This is a genomic window from Kitasatospora sp. NPDC096077 (genome assembly GCF_040303245.1).
Lineage (GTDB): Bacteria > Actinomycetota > Actinomycetes > Streptomycetales > Streptomycetaceae > Kitasatospora.
In genome coordinates this window covers 1-17,242 of sequence record NZ_JBEOSV010000113.1, presented here as the reverse complement: position 1 = coordinate 17,242, position 17,242 = coordinate 1, and the positions used below count along the sequence as shown (strand labels likewise).

Annotated in this window: 16 protein-coding genes; 5 read left to right on the top strand and 11 right to left on the bottom strand. The window is 73.3% G+C overall.

Annotated elements, in window-relative coordinates:
• Window positions 1–91 precede the first annotated feature (91 nt).
• From ABTZ03_RS42895 to ABTZ03_RS42880, 4 genes are all read right to left on the bottom strand, one after another.
• Entirely contained in the window at window positions 92–2,992 is a 2,901-nt protein-coding gene (locus tag ABTZ03_RS42895) for an FAD-binding and (Fe-S)-binding domain-containing protein (protein ID WP_350518703.1), read from the bottom strand.
• Between the two features lie 91 nt (window positions 2,993–3,083).
• Entirely contained in the window at window positions 3,084–4,088 is a 1,005-nt protein-coding gene (locus ABTZ03_RS42890; RefSeq protein WP_350518702.1) for a glycosyltransferase family 2 protein, read from the bottom strand.
• Window positions 4,089–4,332: 244 nt separating this feature from the next.
• Window positions 4,333–4,986 (bottom strand): aggregation-promoting factor C-terminal-like domain-containing protein, encoded by a 654-nt coding sequence (locus tag ABTZ03_RS42885; protein ID WP_350518701.1) that lies wholly within the window; start codon window positions 4,984–4,986, stop codon window positions 4,333–4,335.
• Window positions 4,987–5,667: 681 nt separating this feature from the next.
• Entirely contained in the window at window positions 5,668–7,113 is a 1,446-nt protein-coding gene (locus ABTZ03_RS42880) for an amino acid permease (protein WP_502894772.1), read from the bottom strand.
• Between the two features lie 330 nt (window positions 7,114–7,443).
• Here ABTZ03_RS42880 and ku point away from each other — a divergent pair, with 330 nt between their 5' ends.
• Together ku and ABTZ03_RS42870 are read left to right on the top strand one after the other, a co-directional pair.
• Window positions 7,444–8,403: a non-homologous end joining protein Ku gene (gene ku / locus ABTZ03_RS42875; protein ID WP_350518700.1), complete on the top strand. Its 960-nt coding sequence runs from the start codon at window positions 7,444–7,446 to the stop codon at window positions 8,401–8,403.
• Between the two features lie 47 nt (window positions 8,404–8,450).
• Window positions 8,451–8,735: a hypothetical protein gene (locus ABTZ03_RS42870; protein WP_350518699.1), complete on the top strand. Its 285-nt coding sequence runs from the start codon at window positions 8,451–8,453 to the stop codon at window positions 8,733–8,735.
• 24 nt (window positions 8,736–8,759) lie between these two features.
• On the opposite strand, the gene ABTZ03_RS42865 is transcribed toward ABTZ03_RS42870, so the two are convergent.
• Window positions 8,760–10,148: an NADP-dependent succinic semialdehyde dehydrogenase gene (locus ABTZ03_RS42865; protein WP_350518698.1), complete on the bottom strand. Its 1,389-nt coding sequence runs from the start codon at window positions 10,146–10,148 to the stop codon at window positions 8,760–8,762.
• A 141-nt stretch (window positions 10,149–10,289) separates the two neighbouring features.
• Window positions 10,290–10,571 (bottom strand): DUF6158 family protein, encoded by a 282-nt coding sequence (locus ABTZ03_RS42860; RefSeq protein ID WP_350518697.1) that lies wholly within the window; start codon window positions 10,569–10,571, stop codon window positions 10,290–10,292.
• A 140-nt stretch (window positions 10,572–10,711) separates the two neighbouring features.
• Here ABTZ03_RS42860 and ABTZ03_RS42855 point away from each other — a divergent pair, with 140 nt between their 5' ends.
• Genes ABTZ03_RS42855 through ABTZ03_RS42845 form a run of 3 tightly spaced genes read left to right on the top strand, consistent with a single transcriptional unit; the run spans window position 10,712 to window position 13,643 of the window.
• Window positions 10,712–11,305 (top strand): ArsR/SmtB family transcription factor, encoded by a 594-nt coding sequence (locus tag ABTZ03_RS42855; RefSeq protein WP_350518696.1) that lies wholly within the window; start codon window positions 10,712–10,714, stop codon window positions 11,303–11,305.
• Entirely contained in the window at window positions 11,302–12,597 is a 1,296-nt protein-coding gene (locus ABTZ03_RS42850; RefSeq protein WP_350518695.1) for an MFS transporter, read from the top strand. Before ABTZ03_RS42855 ends, ABTZ03_RS42850 begins: the two co-directional genes overlap by 4 nt.
• Window positions 12,598–12,644: 47 nt before the next feature.
• Entirely contained in the window at window positions 12,645–13,643 is a 999-nt protein-coding gene (locus tag ABTZ03_RS42845) for an adenosine deaminase (protein WP_350518694.1), read from the top strand.
• A gap of 5 nt (window positions 13,644–13,648) precedes the next feature.
• Here the strand turns inward: ABTZ03_RS42845 and ABTZ03_RS42840 are convergent, their stop codons facing one another.
• The 5 genes from ABTZ03_RS42840 to ABTZ03_RS42820 all read right to left on the bottom strand — a co-directional run bounded on the left by ABTZ03_RS42840 (window position 13,649) and on the right by ABTZ03_RS42820 (window position 17,057).
• Window positions 13,649–14,230, bottom strand: a complete 582-nt coding sequence (locus tag ABTZ03_RS42840; RefSeq protein WP_350518693.1) for a dihydrofolate reductase family protein — start codon at window positions 14,228–14,230, stop codon at window positions 13,649–13,651.
• 66 nt (window positions 14,231–14,296) lie between these two features.
• Window positions 14,297–14,929 carry a vitamin K epoxide reductase family protein gene (locus ABTZ03_RS42835; protein WP_350518692.1) on the bottom strand — a complete coding sequence of 211 codons (633 nt, stop codon included), beginning with the start codon at window positions 14,927–14,929 and terminating at the stop codon, window positions 14,297–14,299.
• The gene (locus ABTZ03_RS42830; protein ID WP_350518691.1) at window positions 14,926–15,720 is read right to left on the bottom strand and encodes a DsbA family protein; all 795 of its coding nucleotides are present in this window, start codon (window positions 15,718–15,720) and stop codon (window positions 14,926–14,928) included. The genes ABTZ03_RS42835 and ABTZ03_RS42830 overlap by 4 nt, the downstream gene beginning before the upstream one ends.
• A 93-nt stretch (window positions 15,721–15,813) precedes the next feature.
• Window positions 15,814–16,491 carry a hypothetical protein gene (locus ABTZ03_RS42825; protein WP_350518690.1) on the bottom strand — a complete coding sequence of 226 codons (678 nt, stop codon included), beginning with the start codon at window positions 16,489–16,491 and terminating at the stop codon, window positions 15,814–15,816.
• Between the two features lie 80 nt (window positions 16,492–16,571).
• Window positions 16,572–17,057 carry an SRPBCC family protein gene (locus ABTZ03_RS42820; protein ID WP_350518689.1) on the bottom strand — a complete coding sequence of 162 codons (486 nt, stop codon included), beginning with the start codon at window positions 17,055–17,057 and terminating at the stop codon, window positions 16,572–16,574.
• Between the last annotated feature and the right edge of the window lie 185 nt (window positions 17,058–17,242).

Here is a 17,242-nt window from a genome sequence, read left to right as displayed (position 1 = left end):
ATAGTTGCGCTCGCGTCACGGAACACGGTCTACCGGATCAGGCCGCACCGCGGGGGCAACTTCCCAAAATGATCACAACCGAATACGCGCCCTAGTCCCGCAGCTCCCGGGCGATCAGTTCTGCCAGGTGCAACGCCCGTCGGCCGTCGGCGAGTTGGGCGATCTGGGTGCGGCAGCTGAAGCCGTCCGCCAGCACCACGGTGTCCGGGCCGGCGGCCCGGACCTCGGGCAGCAGCACCCGTTCGGCGATCGCCTCGGACACCTCGAAGTGGCCCTGCTCGAAGCCGAAGTTGCCGGCCAGGCCGCAGCAGCCGGAGTCCAGCACCCGGTTCTCCAGGCCCAGTTGGGCCTCGACCCGGCGGTCCGCGGCGCTGCCGAGCACCGCGTGCTGGTGGCAGTGGGTCTGGGTGACGGCGTTCAGCCGGATCCGGGGGAGCGGGGCGTCCGGGGCGTACTCGTCGATGAACTCGGCGAAGGTGCGGGTCCGTTCGGCGAGCGGGCGGCCGTCCGGGCCGAGCAGCCGGGGCAGGTCCTCGCGCAGGGTGGCGGTGCAGCTGGGGTCCAGGCCGATCACGGGGGTGTCGGCCGGGAGTCCGGCGGCCGTCAGCGCGGCCAGGCTGCGCCGCAACACCCGGCGGGCGGTGCCGAGTTGGCCGGTGGAGTACCAGGTGAGGCCGCAGCAGACCGGCCCCTGCGGCAGTCGGACGTCGAAGCCCAGGTGCTCCAGCACCTCGACGGCCGAGCGCAGCACGTCCGGCTGGAGGTGGTTGGAGAAGGTGTCCGGCCACAGCAGTACCGGCCGGGTGCCCGCCGGGGCGGGGCGGTCCGGGGCGCCGCCGTCCGGGCGGCGCCGCCGGTACCAGCGGGTGAAGGTCTCCGGTGGGAAGACCGGGAGCACCCGCCGCCGGTCGATCCCGCCGAGCCGTTTGAGCAGCGGGCCGGCCGGGGAGCGGAGCAGCGTGTTGGCCGCGCCCGGTGCGCGTTCCACCGCCCGCAGCCACAGCGGCAGCCAGCCCATCGAGTAGTGGGCGAGCGGGCGCGGCCGGTGCCGGTAGTGCTGGTGCAGGAACTCGGTCTTGTAGGTCGCCATGTCGACGTGCACCGGGCAGTCGCTCGCGCAGCCCTTGCAGCTCAGGCAGAGGTCCAGCGCCTCCCGCACCTCCGCCGAGCGCCAGCCGTCCGGGAGCGCCTCGCCGCGCAGCATCTCGGCGAGCAGCCGGGCCCGGCCCCGGGTGGAGTGCCGTTCCTCGCTGGTGGCCATGTAGCTGGGGCACATCACCCCGGTGGTCGGGTCGACGCACTTGGCGACGCCCACGCAGCGGTGCACCGCCCGGGTCAGGCTGCCGCCGTCCTGCTCGTACGGCAGGGCCAGCGGCAGTTCGCGGCGCGGGGAGGTGACGAAGCGCAGGTCGGCGTCGAGCGGGCGCGGGTCCACCAGCGCGCCCGGGTTGAGCAGGTTCCCCGGGTCCCAGATCCGCTTGAACTCGCCGAACAGGGCGATCACTTCGGGCGGGTACATGCGTGGCAGCAGCTCGCCGCGGGCCTGTCCGTCGCCGTGCTCGCCGGAGAGCGAACCGCCGTACGAGACCACCAGATCGGCCGCCTGTTCCATGAACTCCCGGAAGACCAGCACTCCCTGGGGCTCGGCCAGCGGGAAGTCGATCCGCAGGTGCACGCAGCCGTCGCCGAAGTGCCCGTACGGGACGCCGCGCAGGCCCTGCCGGCGCAGCAGGGCGCGCAGGTCCCGCAGGTAGTCGCCGAGCCGTTCGGGCGGGACGGCGGAGTCCTCCCAGCCGGGCCACGCCTCGCCGCCTCCCGGCAGCCGGGTGACGATTCCGGCGCCGGCCTCCCGGACGGCCCACAGCTGGCGCTGCTCCACCGGGTCGGTGACCAGGGCGACGGTGGCGGAGGGCTCGCGGCGCACCGCGTCGGCGAGTTCGCGGGCGGCCTGGTAGGCCTCCAGCGCGGTGGCGCCGCCGGTCTCCAGGAACAGCCAGCACTCGCCCGCGGGCAGCCGGTCCAGCGCGGGCGGGCGCGGGCCGGCGGCGAGCAGGGCGGCGATCAGGTCGGCGGCCATGCCCTCGGCGGTCAGCGGGCGGTGCGGCAGCAGCGCCGGGACGGCGTCGGCGGCGGCGCCCTCGTCGGGGTAGCCGGCCACCACCAGGGCGCGGGCCGGCGGGTCCTCGACCAGCCGGACGGTGGCACCGAGCAGCAGGGCGCAGCTGCCCTCGCTGCCGGTCAGCGCCCGGGCCAGGTCGTGGCCGTGCTCGGGCAGCAGCGCGTCCAGCGGGTAGCCGGAGGTGCGGCGGGGCAGCCGGGGCAGGCCCTGCCGGATGACGGCCAGGTTGCGGTCGGTGAACTCCTGGAGTTCCCGGTGCAGTTGGCCGACCCGACCGGGCAGTGCGCGGAGCGCCGCGCGGCCGTCCGGGTCGAGCCGTCCGCCGACGGTCAGCTCGGTGCCGTCGGCGAGCAGCAGCTCCAACTGCTCGACGTTGTCGGCGGTGCGGCCCCAGGCGAGCGAGTGGGAGCCGCAGGAGTCGTTGCCGATCATGCCGCCCAGGGTGCAGCGGCTGTGGGTGGACGGGTCGGGGCCGAAGCGCAGCCCGTACGGTTCGGCGGCGCGCTGGAGGTCGTCCAGTACGGTGCCGGGCTGGATCCGCGCGGTGCGGGCCTCCGGGTCGACCGCCAGTACCGCGCCGAGGTGGCGGCGGAAGTCCAGCACCACCGCGCCCGGGCCGATCGCCTGCCCGCCGATGCTCGTCCCGGCTCCGCGCGCCACCACCGGCACCCGGTACTCGCGGCACAGCGCCAGCGCGGTGCGCACGTCGTCCGGGTCGGCGGGCTTGACCACCCCGAGCGGCAACTGCCGGTAGTTGGAGGCGTCGTGGGCGTAGACCGTGCGCTCGGCGGCGCCGAAGCGGACCTCCCCGCGCAGCACGGCGGCCAGTTCGCGGGCCAGTTCGGCCCCGGGCGCGGCGGACGGACGACTCACCAGGGCCTCCCAGGCAGTGGACTCCGCCGATGATCGCAGCCGGGCCCCGGTCCGGGAACCGGGCGCGACGCCGGGCTCACCCGGCTGGGGGCTACTTCCGGCCGGTGAGGGTGCCGCGGGCGATGTGGGAGAGCTTGGCGACCTCGAAGGCGGGGTAGGCGCCGCCGGCCAGCAGGGCGAACTTGATGCCCTCGCGGCCGCCGGGCTTGCGGTGGCCGGGCGGCAGGAAGCGGCGGTGGTGCTCGGCGGCGCGGTGGAAGAACTGGGGGCGCTCGGCGCGGGTGACGCAGCCGGCCAGGTCGAAGACGAACAGGTAGTGCCGGATCATCCGGACGAACAGGGCGTCGCGGACCGCGTACAGGTGGGGCTGGTCCTCCAGCAGGGCGAAGCTGCGCTCGTACTGGTCGAAGAGGTCGAAGACGCTGCTGCCCGGGCCGCCGGAGGGGTGGACGGTCTCCCGGCGGCGCAGCTGGACGCACTCGCGCGGCAGCACGGCGGCCTTGCGGGCGCCGAGCAGGGCCGCGTGCACGACCGGGACCTCCTCGTAGCGGCCGTCGGGGAAGGCCAGGCCGAGCTCCTCCCAGTGGCCGCGGCGGATCAGCCGGTCCCAGACCAGGGGCGGGGCGCCGAACAGCTCGGGCCGGTCGAAGGGGGCGAACGGCTCGGGCCCGGCTTCGGCGAGTAGGCCCTCGGCGCCGCCCGGCCAGTCCCGGTCGTTGTGGCGGCGGGAGTGGCCGAACAGCAGGACGTCCACCGGGCCGGTCTGCCGCAGCCGGTCGGCGAGCGTCTGGAGGGCGTCGCGGGGGAGCAGGTGGTCGGCGTCGAGGAACAGCAGGTGCTCGCCGGAGGCCCGCGCCGCACCCGCGTTCCGGCTCACCCCGACCCCGACGGCCGCGTTGAGGTGCAGCACCGACACCCGCGGGTGCCGTGCGGCGTACGCGTCGGCGAGCTCGCCGGCGCTCTCGGGGGAGCGGTCGGCGACCACGATCACCTCGACGTCCGCCAAGGACTGGGCGAGCAGCGAGTCCAGGCAGTCGGCGAGCTGTCCGTGCTGGTCGTAGGCGGTGAGCACGACGCTGATCAGGGGTGAGGGCATGACGCCGGAGCGTAAAAGGGCGCGCGAACCGTGGCAAAGCGCTGACGGTACGTAATTCAGAGCAATTAGCGGCAAATAGTACGAGCGTGCGCCATATCTTCACTCCACCTGCTGGGCGTGCACACGACGACCGACGACGCCGCCGGGCCCGCGACGCGCAGTGCGTCACGGGCCCGGAGGCGTACGGGGTGCGTACGGGGCGTGTACGGAGCGAGCCGAGGAGGTCGGGTCGGCTCGGGTCGGCTCAGTACCAGTGGTGGGACTGCCAGAACGCCCAGGCGCCGCAGGGGCTGCCGTAGCGGGAGTTCATGTAGTCCAGGCCCCACTTGATCTGGGTGGCCGGGTTGGTCTTCCAGTCCGAGCCGGCCGAGGCCATCTTGGAGCCGGGCAGCGCCTGGACCAGGCCGTAGGCGCCGGAGGAGGCGTTGACGGCCAGCGGGTTCCAGCTGCTCTCGCGGGCCACGATGTTGCTGAAGCACTGCAGCTGGCCGGCCGGGACGATCTGCGCGGCGATCTGCTGCGGGGTGCCGGTGGGGGCGGCGGGGAGGGCCTGGCGCTGCTGGGAGCGGGAGGCGGCGGCGTCGGCCTGGGCCTTGGCCTGGGCCTGGGCGGCGGCCTGGGCCTGCGCCTGGGCGGCGGCGTCCGCCTCGGCCTTGGCCTGGGCGTCCTGCGCGTCCCGGGCGGCCTGCTCGTCGGCGGCGGAGGCAGCGGCAGCGGTGTCGGCCTGGGCCTGGTCGGCCACCGGCTTGCCGTCCACCGTGACGGCGGCCACCGGGGCGGCGACCTCGGCGGTGCTCCCGGTCTGCGGGATGGCGAGTGCGGCGGTGGCGGCGGACGCGACCACGAGGGTGGCGACGCCGGTGATCAGGGAGTTGCGGCGGGCATGGCTGAGCTGCATGGAGCGGTCGATCCTCTTCCGTCGGGGGCCGTGCCGGGGGTGCCGGGCGCGGCGCATCGCACGGGCTCCGGGTGAGCGGGGCCCGCGCGGCCGTCCGGGACGGCAGTGGCGCCCCGGCCGGGAAGGGCTGGGGCGGGCGGGCTGCGCACGGCGGACGGGGCCGGCCGGCGCTGCCTGGCGACGGGCCATTCTTGGCAGGGCCGGAGACGGCTGGCAAAGGCGCCCGCTACTACGGCGGGTAGTGGCTGCGCGGAGGCCGGAGCCCGGCCGAACGGATGCTTTGAGAGCATTTGTCCGTTTTGTCATCCATGGGTCACGGACAGGCGGAACCGGCGGAAGGTGAGGCCGGGAGGCTCGGTGGCCTGCGATCTTCAGGCCGGGGCCGAGGCCGGACCGGGCGGCCGGGCGGCGGTGGACGGCGCCGCGGGGCGGGTGTGCCGACCCTGACAACTATCCAGGGCAGTAGACGGTGAACCCGCTGTGGGCGGGCTCACACGCGTGCGGCGCCGATGTCGACGCAGCGTGACGGATCAGTGGCGACCCGACGGCCACCCGACGGCGGCCGGGCGGTCCGGGCGGTGCGCCCCCGGCGCTCGGCCCGGCGGCGGCCGCAAACGGCACCGGGCCCGGGAGCCTCCGCAACGGCTCCCGGGCCCGGCATACCGGTGCGACGTGGACGGGTCAGGAGCCCGCCACCGCCGCCGCCCGCCGCCGACGTCGGCCCACCACGGCCGCGGCGCCGAGCACGATCGCCGCGGCGACCAGCGACAGGTACATCTGCTTGCGTCCGTCGGCGTCGGTGAACATGTACACCACGACGAAGCCGATCATGCCGATGGCCACCCAGGTGAGATAGGGGTACAGCCACATCCGGACGGTGTGCCGCTCGGGCATCTCGCGCTCGATGATCTTGCGCATCCGCAGCTCGGTGGCGCAGATGACCAGCCAGACGAAGAGCGCCACCGCGCCGGAGGAGTTCAGCAGGAAGGAGAACACGGTGTTCGGCGAGGTGTAGTTGAAGAAGACGGCGACGAAGCCGAACACCACCGAGGACAGGATCGCCACCCGGGGCACGCCGCGGCTGGTCACGGTCGCGAAGGCCTTCGGCGCGTCCCCGCGCTGGCCCAGCGAGAAGGCCATCCGGGAGGCGGTGTACATCCCGGAGTTGAGGCAGGAGAGCACCGCCGTCAGCACGATCACGTCCATCACCTGGCCGGCGTGCGGGATGCCCACGTGGTTCAGCACCGCCACGTACGGGTTGGCCTTGACGTCGGCGGAGTCCCACGGCAGCAGGGTGACCACCAGCAGGATCGAGCCCAGGTAGAAGATCCCGATCCGCCAGATCACGCTGTTGGTGGCCTTGCTGACCGCCTTCTCCGGGTCCTCCGACTCGCCGGCCGCCAGGGTGACGATCTCGCTGCCCATGAAGGCGAAGACCACCGTGAGCATGCCGGTGAACACCGCACCCACGCCGTTCGGCAGGAAGCCGCCGTGGCCGGTCAGGTTGGTGGCGCCGACCGCGTGGGTGCCCGGCAGCAGGCCGAAGGCGGCGAGGACGCCGATCACCAGGAAGGCGGCGATGGCCACCACCTTGATCCCGGCGAACCAGAACTCGAACTCGCCGTAGGAGGCGACCGAGAACAGGTTGGTGGCGGTCAGCACCCCCATCACGATCAGTGCCCAGCCCCACTGGGGCACGCCCGGCACCCAGTTGTTGAGGATCTTGGCCCCGGCGGTCGCCTCGACCGCGAGCACCACGACCCAGAAGAACCAGTAGAGCCAGCCGATGGTGAACCCGGCCCAGCGGCCCAGCGCGCGGTCCGCGTACGCCGAGAAGGAGCCGCTCTGCGGGTCGGCCGCGGCCATCTCGCCGAGCATCCGCATCACCAGCACCACCAGCACGCCGGCCAGGGCGTAGGAGAGCAGGATGCCGGGGCCGGTGGTCGCGATGCCCGCGCCGGAGCCGACGAACAGGCCGGCCCCGATCACCCCGCCGATGGCGATCATCGACAGGTGGCGGTTCTTGAGCCCGGCCTTCAGGTGGCCGTCGCCACCGTGACCGACCGGGCCGAGCTGGTGGGGGATTCGGGTGGTGTCCGCCGCCTGCTTGGTGGTGTCCGCACTCATGGAGGGTGTCCTCTGCTTTCCAGCGCGGCATGACCCCCGGCTCGTCGCGCCGGAGGGTGGGGGACAGATCCGCGCATTGCGGTGCAACCTAACTTCTCCGCCCGGGTAGCGGAACAGCCCCTCGGTAACTGTTCGCTCACCGGACACGAAAGGCCAGGTCAGAGCGGGTGAAATGGTGGCGAAAAAGGCTCAAATCTGACCCATCGTCACCCTGGCGGGAACCCGCCAGGCATCGCGGGGGCCGGATCCCGCACCCGGATCCGAGGGCCGGCCCGCACCCGGCTCCGAGCGCTGTGGCCGATCCGGGCGAACGCGCGCACAGTGGGAACCATGCAGACCACCTGGAAGGGGACGATCAGCTTCGGTCTGGTCAGCATCCCCGTCCACCTCTACTCCGCGACCCAGGAGCACGACGTCCCGCTGCACCAGGTGCACGCCAAGGACGGCGGCCGGGTGCGGATGAAGCGGTACTGCGAGCAGGAGGAGAAGGAGGTCCCGTACGCCGAGATCGCCAAGGGCTACGAGTCCCCCGACGGCCGGACGGTCACCCTCAGCGACGAGGACCTGGCCGACCTGCCGCTGCCCAGCAAGAAGGTCATCGACGTGCTGGCCTTCGTGGACGCCGACGAGATCGACCCGCTGATGTTCTCCAAGGCCTACTACGTGGGCGTCGCCGACAAGGCGGCCGCCAAGCCGTACGCCCTGCTGCGCGACGCGCTGGTGGAGTCCGGGCAGATCGCGGTCACCAAGATCGCGCTGCGCACCAGGGAGTCGCCCGCCGTGCTGCGGGTGCACGACGGGACGCTGGTGCTGCAGACCTGCATCTGGCCCGACGAGGTCCGCCCGGCGGCCGGGATCGCGCCCGAGGAGGACGTCGCGGTGCGGCCGCAGGAGCTCAAGATGGCGCGCTCGCTGATGGACACCCTCTCCGAGGACTTCGACCTCTCCCAGCTGCACGACGACTACCAGCAGGCGTTGCAGCAGGTGATCACCGCCCGGCTGGAGGGGGTCGAGCTCCCGCACGAGGAGGAGCCCGGCGGGGCGCCGGACAACGTGATCGACCTGATGGAGGCGCTGCGCAGCAGCCTCAAACGGGCCAAGGGCGGGCGGGCGCCGGCCGCGGCGGCCTCGGAGCCGGAGGAGCAGCCCGCGCCCCGCAAGCGCGCCGCGACGAAGCGGACCACCGCCGCCGCGACGAAGCGGACCGCCGCCGCCGGGGCGGCCGGAAAGGCCGCCCCGGCGAAGAAGACCACCACCCGCAAGTCCCCGACCCCGCGCAAGGCCTCCTGACCGCGCGGGCCGGGGAGTCCTTCCCCCGACGAACGCAGGAGATCCCGATGGACCTGCTCACCTACAAGGAGCTCGACAGCGGCCCCGACGCCCCGAAGAACCCGGGCCTGGGCTACCGGGCCTGGCACTGGCTGCTCAGCCTCAGCCCCACCGTGGTGACCTTCATGGTCGCGCTCTCGATCGGCCTGCTCATGGTCGAGGTCCAGACGGAGTGGGCCCCGATGATCGGGCTGATGGCCTTCTTCTGGCTGCTGACCTTCATCGCGCTGGCCGGCATGGTCGCCCGGTGGGCGACGCCCGGCGGGGGCAGGCACCGGATGACGGCCTCCTGACGGCGGGCCGGGCGCCCGGCGGGCTCAGCCGATCCACACCGTGGTGACGTTGCAGAACTCCCGGATGCCGTGCCCGGACAGCTCCCGTCCGAAGCCCGAGCGCTTGACCCCGCCGAAGGGCAGCGCCGGGTGGGAGGCGGTCATGCCGTTGAAGAACACCCCGCCGGCCTGGACGTCCCGGACGAAGCGCTCCTGCTCGTCCGGGACGGTCGTCCAGACGTTGGAACTGAGCCCGAACGGGGTGTCGTTGGCCAGTGCCACCGCCTCGTCCAGGTCGGCGACCCGGTAGACGGTGGCGACCGGGCCGAAGGTCTCCTCCTGGTGGATCCGCATCGCCGGGGTGACCCCGGTTAGCACGGTCGGCTCGTAGAAGTAGCCGGTGTCCCAGCCCATCGGGCGGTTGCCGCCGCACTCCACCCGGGCGCCGTGCGAGCGGGCGTCCTCGACCAGCTCCTCCAGGTCGTCCCGGCCCTGTCGGCTGGCCAGCGGGCCGACGTCGGTGGCCTCGTCCATCGGGTCACCGATCCGCAGTCCGCGCATCGCCTCGGTGAAGTCGGCGGTGAACCGGTCGTAGACGTCGGTGTGCACGATGAAGCGCTTGGCGGCGATGCAGGACTGGCCGTTGTTCTGCACCCGGGCCCGGACCGCGGTGGCCACCGCGGCCGCCAGGTCGGCGCTCGGCAGCACCACGAACGGGTCGCTGCCGCCCAGTTCCAGCACCGCCTTCTTCACCTCGTCCGCGGCGGTGGCGGCGACCGCCCGCCCGGCCGGCTCGCTGCCGGTCAGGGTGACGGCGACCACCCGGCGGTCCCGGATCACCCCCTCGACCGCGCCCGAACCGATCAGCAGGGTCTGGAAGCAGCCCTCCGGGAAGCCGGCCCGCCGGAACAGCTCCTCGATGGCGAGCGCGGTGCGCGGCACGTTGGAGGCGTGCTTGAGCAGGCCGACGTTGCCCGCCATCAGGGCCGGCGCGGCGAACCGGATCACCTGCCAGAACGGGAAGTTCCACGGCATCACGGCGAGCACCGGCCCGAGCGGACGGTAGCGGACGTACGCGCGGGCGGCCCCGCTGTCGGCCACGTCGGCCGGGTCCGGGTGCTCGTCGGCCAGCAGCGCCTCGGCGTGGTCGGCGTACCAGCGCATCGCCTTGGCGCACTTGGCGGCCTCGGCCCGGGCGGCGGCGAGCGGCTTGCCCATCTCCTCGGTCATCGTGCGGGCGACCGCCTCCTGCTCCCGGTCCAGCAGGTCGGCCGCGCGGTGCATCAGCTCGGCGCGGGCGGCGAAGGGGGTGCTGCGGTAGCCGTGGAAGGCGGCCTCGGCGCGGGCCAGCCGCCGCTCGATCCCGGCCGCGTCGAGCGCTTCGAAGGTCTGGACGATCTCGCCGGTCGCGGGGTTGACGCTGGCGATGGGCATGCGGGGCTCCCAGAGGGTGTCAGGGTCCGGTGCGTCTGCCCTCACACCCTCCCCGACGGCCCGCCCCCGGGCGCGCCACCGCGACCCCCGGCGTGTCCCGTCGGGGCCGGGCGCGGCACGGCGTCGCCGCGCCGGCGGGCGTCACTCCGGCAGCGACTCCACCCGGGCGGCCGCCTCCCGGGCCCGGGCGCCGGCCCTGGTCCGCGCCGCGGTGACCTGGCGGCCGGGGAAGCGGTGCAGGTACTCGGCCTCCAACTCGCCGGTGCGCAGCGTGTGCCGGTTCAGCGCCTCCTCCGAGCCGTACAGGAAGGTCTCGTGGCGGGTGCGGTGCAGCTGTTCCAGCTCGTGCAGCAGGGTGTCGTTGCCCAGGGCGTGCGGGGAGACGCCCGCGGGCCGGATGTGCGGGTCGTTGGCGTGCCGCATCTCGGTACCTCCTCGGCCGAAGCCCCCCTCCTACAGTGTCCGGTGCCCGGCGCCGGCGCACCCGTTCGCGCTTCGGGGACGGACAAGAGAAATTGTAAAAGGAGTGTCGTACAAGAGCTCTTGTGGATATCCTCCGGGGCATGGATGACACCGTCGAGCAACCGCGCGGCGCCCGGGAGATCCACGACTCCCGGGTCCTCGCCGCCCTCACCCACCCGCTGCGCCGCCGACTGATCGACCTGCTCAAGGTCGACGGCCCGGCCACCGTCGGGAAGCTGGCAGACCGCACCGAGCAGGCGGTCGGCAACGTCAGCCACCACCTCAAGGTGCTCGCCGAGAGCGGACTGATCGAGGAGGCGCCCGAGCTCGCCCGGGACCGGCGCGAGCGGTGGTGGCGGCTGGCCGACCGCGAACTCAGCTGGACCAGGGCCGACTTCGACGGCGACCCGGTCACCGAGGCGGTCGCCGAGGCGGCCGGATCGATCCTGCTGGAACGCCAGGTGGAGCTGGTCCGCGAGTGGTCCGTACGGCGCGGCGGCTACCCGGCCGACTGGCGGGACGGCTGCTCGGTGGCCACCCAGAGCTGGCTGCGGCTCACTCCGGAGGAGGCCCGGGAGCTGGCCGCCGACCTGCACGCGGTGATCCAGAAGTGGGCGCACCGGCCGGTGCCCGAGGACGGGCACGAGCGCGAGACCGTCCTGGCCTTCGCCCACAGCGTCCCGGCCAGGCCGTGACCGCCGCCCTCGCCCCGACCCCCGAGAACCCCCGACTCCGGTCGCGCCGGGGGCTGTTCGCCCAGCACGACTTCCGACTGCTCTGGGCCGGCCAGACCGTCAGCCGCCTGGGCAGCAGCGTCACCACCGTCGCGCTGCCGCTGGTCGCGGTGCTCACCCTGGACGCCGGGCCGCTCGCCACCGGACTGCTGACCGGCGCGGTCTGGCTGCCCTGGCTGCTGTTCGGCCTGCCCGCCGGGGTGTGGGTCGGCCGGGCGCCCCGGCGGGCGGTGATGATCGGCTGCAACCTCGGCTCCGCCGCGCTGTTCGCGAGCGTGCCGCTGGCGGGCTGGTTCGGCGTCCTGACGCTGGCGCAGCTGCTGGCCGTGGCCTTCCTCGGCGGGGTCTCGGCGGTGTTCTTCGGCGCCGCCGAACAGGCCTACCTGCCCGAACTGGTGGCGCCGGAGGACCTGATCGAGGGCAACGCCAAACTGGAGGGCAGCGGCTCGGCGGCCGAGGTCGCCGGCCGCGGACTGGCCGGGCTGACCGTCCAACTGCTGGGCGCGGCAACCGGGTTGCTCATCGACGCGGTGAGCTTCCTGATCGCCGCCGGCACCCTGCTGCGGATCCGCGCCCGCCCCGGGCCGGTGGCCCCGGCCCGGACCGGCCTGCTCCGGGAGGTCCGGGAGGGGCTGTCCTTCCTGCTGCGCGACCCCTACCTGCGGGCCTTCCTGGGCTTCGGCGCGACCGCGAACTTCGCACTGATGGGGTACCAGGCGATCCTGGTGCTGTTCCTGGTCCGGGCGGCCGGGATCGCCCCCGGCTGGGTCGGCGCCCTCGCCTCCGCCGCCGCGGTCGGCGGCGTGCTCGGCGCGCTGGCGGCCCGTCCGCTGTGCCGCCGGCTGGGCACGGCCCGCGCGGTGCGGATCGTGCTGCTCACCGCCGTACCGCTCGGGCTGCTGATGCCGTTGGCCGGGCCGGGGTTCGGCACGGCGCTGTACGTCGTCGGCGCGGTCGGCGTGGTAGCGGCGGTGGTGCTCTGCAACGTGGTGCTCGGCAGCTTCCGGCAGTCCTACACCCCGCCGGAGCTGCTCACCCGGGTGTCGGCCGGGTCGATGTTCGTCGTCCACGCCACCATCCCGCTCGGCGCTCTGGCCGGCGGCGAGCTGGGCGAGGCGATCGGGCTGCGGGCGACCATGTGGGTGATGACCGGGCTGCTGGTGATGACCGGGACGCTGCCGCTGTTCTCCCCGCTGCGCACCCTGCGGGAGCTGCCCACGACACCCCCGCAGATCGGGGCGATCGTAGGATGAATTCCGTACCTTCAGCCTCATTCCCCGACAGCTCGGACAGATCGCACATGCCGCTTCCCAAGGCCGAACTCCACCTGCACATCGAAGGCACCCTCGAACCCGAGCTCGCCTTCGCCCTCGCCGCCCGCAACTCGGTCGCGCTGCCGTACGCCGACACCGAGGAACTGCGGAAGGCCTACTCCTTCAGCGACCTGCAGTCCTTCCTGGACCTCTACTACGCGCTGATGGCCGTGCTGCGCACCGAGCAGGACTTCGCCGACCTCGCCGACGCCTACCTGGCCCGGGCCGCCGAGCAGGGCGTGCGGCACGCGGAGATCTTCTTCGACCCGCAGGCGCACACCGCACGCGGGGTCCCGCTCGGCACGGTGGTGGACGGGCTGACCCGGGCGCTGTCCCGCAGCGAGCAGCGGTACGGCATCAGCACCCAGCTGATCATGTGCTTCCTGCGCGACGAGTCCGCCGAGTCCGCGCTGGAGACCTTCGAGGCCGCCCGCCCGTACTTCGACCGGATCGCGGGCATCGGCCTGGACTCGGCCGAGGTGGGCAACCCGCCGGCCAAGTTCCGCGAGGTCTACCGCCGGGCCGCCGAGGCCGGACTGCGGCGCGTCGCCCACGCGGGCGAGGAGGGCCCGGCCTCCTACATCACCGAGGCGCTGGACGTGCTCGGCGTCGAGCGGATCGACCACGGCCTGCGCTGCCTGGAGGACGGCGAACTCGTCGCCCGACTGGTCCGCGAGCAGGTCCCGCTCACTCTCTGCCCGCTCTCCAACGTCCGGCTGCGCTGCATCGACACCCTCGCCGACCACCCGCTGCGCGAGATGCTCGACGCCGGCCTGCTGGTCACCGTCAACTCCGACGACCCGGCCTACTTCGGCGGCTACGTCGAGGACAACTTCCGCGCCGTCCGGCAGGCCCTGGCCCTCGACCAGGAGACCCTGCGCCGGCTCGCCGCCAACTCCTTCCGGGCCTCCTTCATCGACGACCGGCGCCGGGCCGAACTCCTCGCCGAGGTCGCGGAGTTCACCTTCCCGCCGATCGAGGTCTGAGGTCCTCAGTCCAGTGGGGACGGGCTGCTGCGGGTGTAGTGCAGCAGGGTCACGCCGCTGGTGAAGCGGTGGGTGTCCAGCAGGGCAAGCGGGACGGGGTGCCCGGTCGGGCGGAACAGCAGGGTGCCGCCGCCCAGGACGACGGGGTGGACGTAGATCCGGAACCCGTCGACCAGGTCCTGGGCCAGGAAGGACTCGGCCAGCTCGCCCCCGCTGAGCGAGAGGTCGCCGCCGGGGCCGGCGGTCAGGGCGGCGACCGTCTCCGGGGTGACCTCGCGGACGACGGTGGTGTTCCAGTCGGCGCGGTCGAGGGTGCGGGAGAAGACGGTCTTCGGCATCCCCCGCCAGAGGGCCGCGAACTCCCGCACCGTGTCGTCGGCGCCCGGATCCTGGTCGGCGGTGGGCCAGAACGCGGCCATCAGCTCGTGGGTGCGCCGGCCGGAGACGAAACCACCCATCCGGGCGAGTTCGCGGTTGAAGTGGGTGAGCAGTTCGTCGTCGACCCGGCTCCAGCCGAGGTCGTGGTCCGGGCCCTCGAAGTAGCCGTCCAGGGAGATGTTGGCGATGAGGACGATCTTGCGTCGCATGGCGGCCTCGCCGGGGGAGGGCCGGCCGCCCCCGGCCGATGGCCGGACGGGGGCGGCGGACGGGGGTCAGAGCAGGGTGCTCCAGTAGTACCAGAACCGGTTGAGCACCAGCAGCGCGATCACCGCGTACCAGAGCACCGGAACCACCCAGTGGTAGCGCGCCGCCTCCCGCACGACCGTGCGCGCCCGCGGGCCGACCGGGATGACGCCGGAGCGCAGGTTGTGCAGGGTGGTGTACCAGAACAGCGGGACCATCGCGGCCCACACCACCATGCAGTACGGGCAGAGCGCGCCGATCCGGTACAGCGCCTGGTACATCAGCCAGGTCACGAAGCCGATCCCGAAGACCGTCCCGGCCTGCAGCCCGAGCCAGAACCAGCGCCGGTACGACGCCCCGGCGAGCAGCCCGGCGCCGATCGCGACCACCACCCCGAAGGCGGCCAGGCCGATCAGCGAGTTGGGGAAGCCGAAGGCCTCCGCCTGCTCGCTGCGCATGATCGAACCGCAGCTGATGATCGGGTTGATGTTGCAGCTGGGGACGTAGGACGGGTCCTTCAGCAGGCGGATCTTGTCCAGGGTGAGGACCGACGAGGCGAACAGGCCGACCGCGCCGCCGACCAGCAGCAGCCAGGCGAACGGACGGCTCGCGCCGAAGGTCCGCGGGGTGGGGGTGGGTGCGGCGGGGGAGGCCGGGGTCACCCGGTCACCTGCTTGACCATGGCGGTGAACTGCTCAGGCGAGACGGCCTTGCCGTTGGTGAGCACGTCCAGCTTCTTGCCGTCGAGCTTGACGGTCGGGGTGCCGGTGACGTCGCTCTTGTTGAACTCGTCGTTCACCTTGGCCGCCCACGGCGCGTAGGTGCCGTCCTGGACGGCCTTGACGAAGGCGTCCGTCTTCAGCCCGGGCACCTGGCCGGCCAGGTCCAGGATGTGGTTGACGTCGCCGAAGGCGTCGCTGCGCTCGTCGGGCTGGTTGGCGTAGAGCACGTCGTGGAAGGCCTTGAACTTGTCCACGCCCTCGTTCAGTGCGGCCCCGGCGGCGGCCAGCGCGGTGCGGGAGCCCTTGCCGCCCAGGTTGTTGTCCAGGAACGTGGCCAGGTGGTACTCGATCTTGTACGTGCCGTCGTCGGCCAGCTGCTGGACGGCCTTGCCGGTGGTGGTCTCCAGCTGCTCGCAGAACGGGCAGCGGAAGTCCTCGTAGACCTCCAGGGTGTGCGGGGCGTCGGCCTTGCCGTAGGTGATCACGGTGCCGTTGCTGCCGCCCGCGTTGGCGGGGACGACCAGCGGGCCGCTCGCGCCGGCGGTCGAGGAGGAGCCGGAGGAGCCGCCGACGGCGAAGGCCACACCCGCCGCGAGGGCGAGCACGGCGACGGAGGCGCCGCCGACCACCACCCGGCGGCGGATCCGGTCGGAGCGCTCGGCCTCGGCGCGGGCGGCGCGCATGCGCTCGGTGGCGTTGGTCTTCTGGCTGGTCTTGCGGGTGTTGCTCATGGGGTGTCGTCCTGTGCTCTCGGGCGTACGGGTGCGCGACGCGACCGGGATCCGGCCCGCGTTGTGGAGAGGAGGACCGTCGAGGGAAAGCGCTCAGACGGCCGGGACGAACACCGGTGGACCGCGGCGGACGGCCGGGCGGACCACGACGTCCTCGACGGGGACCAGCACACGACTGGCCCGGGGGAACGGCACCCGGAGCACCGGACGGGCCGGGACGGGCGCGGCCAGTAGCCGCAGCCAGCGGGCGGCCGCCGGGAGGTGCCGGTGCAGGAACTCGCCCAGCATCCGGAGGGCCGCGGAGAGGCCTGCCAGGGCGGCGTCGGTACGGCGCAGCCAGAAGGCCCCGGCCAGGGCGATCGCCGTGTGCAGCACGACCAGGAGCAGGACGCCGGTCTGCTCGGACACGCCGTGGCCCAGGAGGAAGCCGCCGAGCGAGCCGCCGCCGCACAGCAGTGGCCGGAGGCCGTGCGCGGCATCGGGCGGCAGGGACGGACAGGAGCGCTGGGCCAGGTCGAACAGGGCGCTGACGCCCAGCTGGAGCGGCACGAAGGCCGCGGCGATCGCGGGGTAGCCGCGTTCGCGGCCGGCCAGGGCGAGGGCGAGTGCGAAGACGGCGGCGGAGGCCAGGGCCATCGTGCCGACCGGCAGCGTGCGGCCGGTGACCAGCACCTGGCCGAGCCCGGCGAGCAGCACGACCAGCGCGGCGAAGACCGCCGCGCGGAGCGTCCTGGTGACCGGGCCGATGTCCATGGCATCCGAGTCTGCCACAGGTTGAATGTGGAACGGTCTCGGTGGTGGCGGGCTGTGAACAGCCTCACCACCCTTGCTGAGCTGGGCTTATGCGGATCTTACGGGTGCGGGGGAGCGGGGTCGGGGTGGTGGTCGAGGTGGTGGTCGGCGGCGGTCACGCGGGCCTCCAGCAGGTCGCGGAAGTGTTCCAGGTCGCTGCGGACGGCCCGTTCGATCGTGCCGGCCTGGGCGAAGCCGCGGGGGCCGCCGAACTCGCGGTGGATCGCCTCCGGGTCGTACTCCAGACGGATCTGCAGGCGGGTGTGCCGGGGGTCGAGGGGGAGCAGGGCGAAGGCGCCGCTCAGGTGGACGGAGTCCAGGGTGCGCCAGGCCATCACCCGGCCCCGGCCGTGGTCGGTGATCTCGGTGTCCACGGAGCGCTCCGTGCCGCCGACCTTCAGGGCGAGGTGGGCGTGGTTGCGGCCGTGGGGGTGGGCGGTGCGGACTCCGTCGACGAACTGGGGGTACTCGTGGACCCGGTGCAGTTGCTGCCAGGTGGCGAGGACGGGGGCGGCGATGTCGATCTGTTCTTCGAGGGTGGTCATGAGGGCCTCCTCCGGGTCCAGCCTGCGCTTGTGGGGGGTGGGGGGCAAAGCGGGGTTCTGTTTGTTCGGGGGCTTTCGGGAGGGTGGGTGGCCGGGGGCGGTTCCGGGGGTGGGTGCTCCGGGGGCTGGGTGATTTTCGGACTGCCGACCCTGTCCGCTTATGCCCAGCCGCCGTTGGCAGTCTG

What these genes read in the sequence shown, in the direction of transcription:
- ABTZ03_RS42890 (WP_350518702.1), bottom strand. Translation starts at nt 4,088, where the DNA reads ATGCCCTCACCCCTGATCAGCGTCGTGCTCACCGCCTACGACCAGCAC.
- ABTZ03_RS42885 (WP_350518701.1), bottom strand. Translation starts at nt 4,986, where the DNA reads ATGCAGCTCAGCCATGCCCGCCGCAACTCCCTGATCACCGGCGTCGCC.
- ABTZ03_RS42880 (WP_502894772.1), bottom strand. Translation starts at nt 7,113, where the DNA reads ATGAGTGCGGACACCACCAAGCAGGCGGCGGACACCACCCGAATCCCC.
- ku (WP_350518700.1), top strand. Translation starts at nt 7,444, where the DNA reads ATGCAGACCACCTGGAAGGGGACGATCAGCTTCGGTCTGGTCAGCATC.
- ABTZ03_RS42870 (WP_350518699.1), top strand. Translation starts at nt 8,451, where the DNA reads ATGGACCTGCTCACCTACAAGGAGCTCGACAGCGGCCCCGACGCCCCG.
- ABTZ03_RS42865 (WP_350518698.1), bottom strand. Translation starts at nt 10,148, where the DNA reads ATGCCCATCGCCAGCGTCAACCCCGCGACCGGCGAGATCGTCCAGACC.
- ABTZ03_RS42860 (WP_350518697.1), bottom strand. Translation starts at nt 10,571, where the DNA reads ATGCGGCACGCCAACGACCCGCACATCCGGCCCGCGGGCGTCTCCCCG.
- ABTZ03_RS42855 (WP_350518696.1), top strand. Translation starts at nt 10,712, where the DNA reads ATGGATGACACCGTCGAGCAACCGCGCGGCGCCCGGGAGATCCACGAC.
- ABTZ03_RS42845 (WP_350518694.1), top strand. Translation starts at nt 12,645, where the DNA reads ATGCCGCTTCCCAAGGCCGAACTCCACCTGCACATCGAAGGCACCCTC.
- ABTZ03_RS42840 (WP_350518693.1), bottom strand. Translation starts at nt 14,230, where the DNA reads ATGCGACGCAAGATCGTCCTCATCGCCAACATCTCCCTGGACGGCTAC.
- ABTZ03_RS42830 (WP_350518691.1), bottom strand. Translation starts at nt 15,720, where the DNA reads ATGAGCAACACCCGCAAGACCAGCCAGAAGACCAACGCCACCGAGCGC.
- ABTZ03_RS42820 (WP_350518689.1), bottom strand. Translation starts at nt 17,057, where the DNA reads ATGACCACCCTCGAAGAACAGATCGACATCGCCGCCCCCGTCCTCGCC.